At 70.1% G+C, this 4,046-nt stretch carries 4 protein-coding genes and 1 pseudogene; 3 read left to right on the top strand and 2 right to left on the bottom strand.

Annotated elements, in window-relative coordinates:
• The 3 genes from NS4_RS30920 to NS4_RS30910 all read left to right on the top strand — a co-directional run.
• Window positions 1-1,170, top strand: a 1,170-nt coding sequence (locus NS4_RS30920; protein WP_063062994.1) for an endolytic transglycosylase MltG, incomplete at its 5' end; no start/stop codon positions are given.
• The gene (locus NS4_RS30915; protein ID WP_063062993.1) at window positions 1,160-1,987 is read left to right on the top strand and encodes a shikimate dehydrogenase; all 828 of its coding nucleotides are present in this window, start codon (window positions 1,160-1,162) and stop codon (window positions 1,985-1,987) included. The genes NS4_RS30920 and NS4_RS30915, both read left to right, overlap by 11 nt.
• A gap of 81 nt (window positions 1,988-2,068) precedes the next feature.
• On the top strand, window positions 2,069-2,539 hold the full coding sequence (locus NS4_RS30910; RefSeq protein ID WP_245665874.1) for a B-4DMT family transporter: 471 nt from the start codon (window positions 2,069-2,071) through the stop codon (window positions 2,537-2,539).
• A gap of 183 nt (window positions 2,540-2,722) precedes the next feature.
• Here the strand turns inward: NS4_RS30910 and aroB are convergent, their stop codons facing one another.
• Complete coding sequence (gene aroB / locus NS4_RS30905; RefSeq protein ID WP_063062991.1) at window positions 2,723-3,841, bottom strand: 3-dehydroquinate synthase; 1,119 nt, start codon at window positions 3,839-3,841, stop codon at window positions 2,723-2,725.
• Window positions 3,838-4,046 (bottom strand): annotated as a pseudogene (locus NS4_RS33040) (hypothetical protein); the annotation flags it as partial. The pseudogene NS4_RS33040 and the gene aroB, both read right to left, overlap by 4 nt.

The following is a 4,046-nucleotide window of genomic DNA, read 5'->3' as shown; positions in this document are numbered from 1 at the left end:
CGGGCCGCGGCCCGGAAGGCCGCCCGCAAACAAGAGGGCGGCCGCCGTCGGCTGATCTGGGTGGCCGCCGGGGTCCTGTTGGTGCTGATCGTCGGGGCGGGGGTGTACAAGCTGGTCAATCGCTACACCCCGGCCGAGGATTTCGCCGGTCCCGCCGGTGCGCCGGTGGTGGTTCAAGTGAAATCCGGCGATACCGCCACCGAGATCGCCTCGACGATGGCGGAGGCGGGAATCGTCGCCAGTTCCGCCGCTTTCTACGAGGCCGCCGTGCAGGACGAGGGAATGAACTCGGTACAGCCCGGCTACTACGCGATCCCGGTGCACAGTCCGGCCGCGGACGCGGTCGCGGCGCTTGTCGCGCCCGGATCGCGAGTCGGCAATGTCGTTGTCTCCGAAGGCCGGCAGCTGCACGATCAGCACGACGTCAACACCGGCGCGCGCAAGGAGGGCATCTACACCAAGATCGCCGCCGCCAGCTGCGTGGGTGCCGAACCCGAACGTCGCTGTGTCACCTACGAAGAACTGGAACAGGCCGGCGCCACCACGGATCTGGCCGCGCTCGGCGTCCCGGAATGGGCCGTGGAGTCGGTCCGGACGGTGCCCGACCGCGCCCGCCAGCTCGAGGGCCTGATCGCCGCCGGTAGCTGGGATTTCGATCCGAGCGGCTCCGCGCAGGACATTCTGCGGCAACTGGTGACCGAGAGCGCCCGCAGCTACGAGTCCACCGGCTTGCTGGAATCCGGCCGGATCAACGGGCTCAGTCCGTACGAAACCCTGATCGGTGCCTCCCTCGTGGAACGTGAAGCGCTGCCGCAGGATATGAGCAAGGTGGCCCGGGTGATCGTGAACCGGCTGGAGATCGACCAGCCGCTGCAGTTCGATTCCACCGTCAACTACGCGCTCGACAAAACCGAGGTGGCGACGACCGACGCCGACCGCGGGCAGACCACCCCGTGGAACACCTACGCCATGGCCGGGTTGCCCGCGACCCCGATCTCCTCACCGTCGATCGCGGCGTTGGAGGCCATGGAGGAACCCGAGCCCGGGACCTGGCTGTACTTCGTGACGGTAGACAAACAGGGCACGACGCTGTTCACCGAGAGCTATTCCGAACATCTGCAGAACATCGAATTGGCGCTGGAGAGCGGGATCCTGGACAGTGGGCGCTGAACCGGCGGGCCCGCGCCGTGCCGCTGTGCTCGGCAGCCCCATCACCCATTCGAAGTCTCCGCAGCTGCACCTGGCGGCCTACCGTGCGCTGGGCCTGGACTGGACCTATGAGCGGATCGAATGCACCGCCGACCGGCTGCCCGGCCTGGTCGACGGGCTCGGCCCGGAATGGGCCGGACTGTCGGTGACCATGCCGGGCAAGGAAGCGGCCCTCGCGTACGCGCAGGTGCGCACCGAACGCGCGGTACTCGTCGGTTCGGCCAACACCCTGGTGCGGACGGCGACCGGCTGGCGCGCCGATTGCACCGATGTGGACGGGGTACTGGGCGCACTGCGGGGCGGCGGGGTCCGGCAGCTGTCCGAGGCGGTGGTGCTCGGGGCCGGCGGCACCGCCCGTCCCGCGCTGCTGGCGCTGGCCGAACTCGGGGCCGCGACCATCACCATCGTCGCCCGCGACGCGGGCCGCGCGGCGAGTGCGCGCGAACTCGCCGAGCGGCTCGGCGCGGCCGTCCGGGTGATCGGATTCGACGCGCCGGAGCTGACCGGCGTCTGCGGCAGGGCAGGCGCCGTGGTGAGCACTGTGCCGTACACGGCGGCCGCGGCGGTCGCCGGATCGGTTGCCGCGGCTCCCGTGGTGCTCGACGCGCTGTACAACCCGTGGCCGACACCGCTGGCCGAAGCGGTCACCGCCGCCGGGCACACGGTGATCGGCGGTCTGCAGATGCTGCTCGAACAGGCCTACGGTCAGGTCGAACAGTTCACCGGCCGCCCGGCGCCCCGGGAGGCGATGGCCGCCGCGCTCGCCGACCTCGGGTGACGGTGCCGGTAGCGCACCGGATCCCGGCGAATATCTGTAACGGGTTCTAGTCCGGTGCGCGGGGGCGTTATGGTGATCGGCATGACTGCGTGGTTGTTGCGGGCAGTGGCGCTCGGTGGACTGGCCGTCGTCCTGCGGGTGCTTCTCGGGTTCGCGATGGGCTACATACCGACCTACGGGGTGTGGTTGCGGCTGCTGTGCCTGGTGGTGCTGATCGGTGCCGCGGTGGCCTGGGGCGTGCGCGACGGCCGGGCCGACCGTCATGAGCACCCGAATCCCGAGCAGGGCACGGATCTGACGATCCGGTGGCTGCAGACCGCGGTGGTCGCCGGTGTGGGCAGCGGGCTGGTTTCCTGGCTGCTGGATTTCCTGCCGAAGGTCGACCTCGGCGACGGCGGCCTGCTGTTCGAGGCCACCGCCGCGTCGGCGTTCATCGTTCTGCTGGTCTTCGTGCCCGGTCTCGTCGGGGTGGCTGTCGGACGGCGGCTGGGCAGCCGCGACAACGAACGGTCGGCGGGTGGTGTCACACCCGCGCTCGGTTCACCCGCCTGACGGTCCGACGAGCCCGGTCCGGCCGGAAATGCTGTCGGCCGCCAGCCCGCAACGAATATGACGGGCTCGGACCGGCGCAATCGCCGGGCACCGGGCGAGCTCCGGAAAGAGCGTGGGTACCGGGTTCGCGAACATAGCGTTCGCGGCCCGCTCCCGCTTCGTCTCACCGTCGGTCGGCCGGTTTCACAACAGGATCGCGCTGCCTCCGGTGGACCCGGAGCCGGCGACCGCCGAATAGGCGGCGGCGAGCAGGGCGGGGTCGGGGCCTTCCAACCGCCCGGGTTTGGCCAGTCCGTCGAGTACCACGAACCGCAATACGCCGGAGCGGGTCTTCTTGTCGGTCTGCATACTCTCCAGCAGTTGTGGCAGGGCGTCGGGATCGTAGGTGGTGGGCAGTCCGACGCTCTCCAGGATGCTGCGGTGCCGGTCGGCGGTGGCGTCGTCGAGCCGGCCGGCCAGCCGGCCCAGTTCCGCGGCGAAGACCAGACCCACCGCTACCGCCGCGCCGTGCCGCCAGCGATAGCGCTCCCGGCGTTCGATCGCATGGCCCAGCGTATGACCGTAATTGAGGATTTCGCGCAGTGCGGATTCCTTGAGGTCGGCCGCGACCACCTCCGCTTTGACGGCCACCGCCCGGCCGATGAGCTCCGGCAGCACCTCACCGGTCGGGTCCAGCGCGGCCTGTGGGTCCTGTTCGATCAGGTCGAGGATCACCGGGTCGGCGATGAACCCGGCCTTGATGATCTCCGCCATACCCGCCACGATCTCGTTGCGCGGCACCGTTTCCAGGGTCACCAGGTCGACCAGCACCGCGGACGGTTCGTGGAAGCAGCCCACGAGGTTCTTCCCGGCTTCGGTGTTGATACCGGTCTTACCGCCCACCGCGGCGTCCACCATGGCCAACAGCGTGGTGGGTACGTGCACGATCTTCACCCCGCGCATCCAGGTCGCGGCGACGAACCCGGCGAGATCGGTGGCCGCGCCACCACCGAGGCTCACCACCACGTCGTTGCGGGTGAGGCCGATCCGGCCCAGCACCTCCCAGCAGAAACCGGCCACGGCGAGCTCCTTGCCCGCCTCGGCGTCCGGGATCTCGATGCGGTGGGCATCGAGGCCGGCCTCGGCCAGCGTGGTACGCACCACCTCGGCGGTCTCGACCAGCGACGGCTGATGGAACAGGGCGACGGTCCGTACACCGCCCGCCCCGGTGACCACCTCGACAAGGTCTCCGAGCAGACCGCGGCCGATGATCACCGGATAGGGCTGTGCGGTGCGGACCTCGATACGCGTCGGTTCTGTCACGTGTGCTGCTCCGATCCTGTCTGTGTCTGCTCGGCCTGTTCTCGTTGCTGACGTCGGGCCCGGGCCCGTCTGGCGCGCGCCCGCCGGGACCGGCCCGGGGTGCGCAGGCCGTTGTCGGCGGCCTGTCCGGGTTCGGCGGCGGGTGCTTTCCCGGCGTCGCCGCCCGCAATGCTCGATGCCGCGGTATCGCTTCCGGTCGCGGACC

It is taken from the genome of Nocardia sienata NBRC 100364, from assembly GCF_001613205.1.
Lineage (GTDB): Bacteria > Actinomycetota > Actinomycetes > Mycobacteriales > Mycobacteriaceae > Nocardia > Nocardia sienata.
The sequence above is the reverse complement of the archived record's forward strand: the minus strand, read 5'-3'. Positions and strand labels throughout refer to the sequence as shown.

Bases quoted from the DNA above. Each gene is read 5' to 3' on its own strand.
- NS4_RS30910 (WP_245665874.1), top strand. From the start codon at position 2,069: ATGACTGCGTGGTTGTTGCGGGCAGTGGCGCTCGGTGGACTGGCCGTC.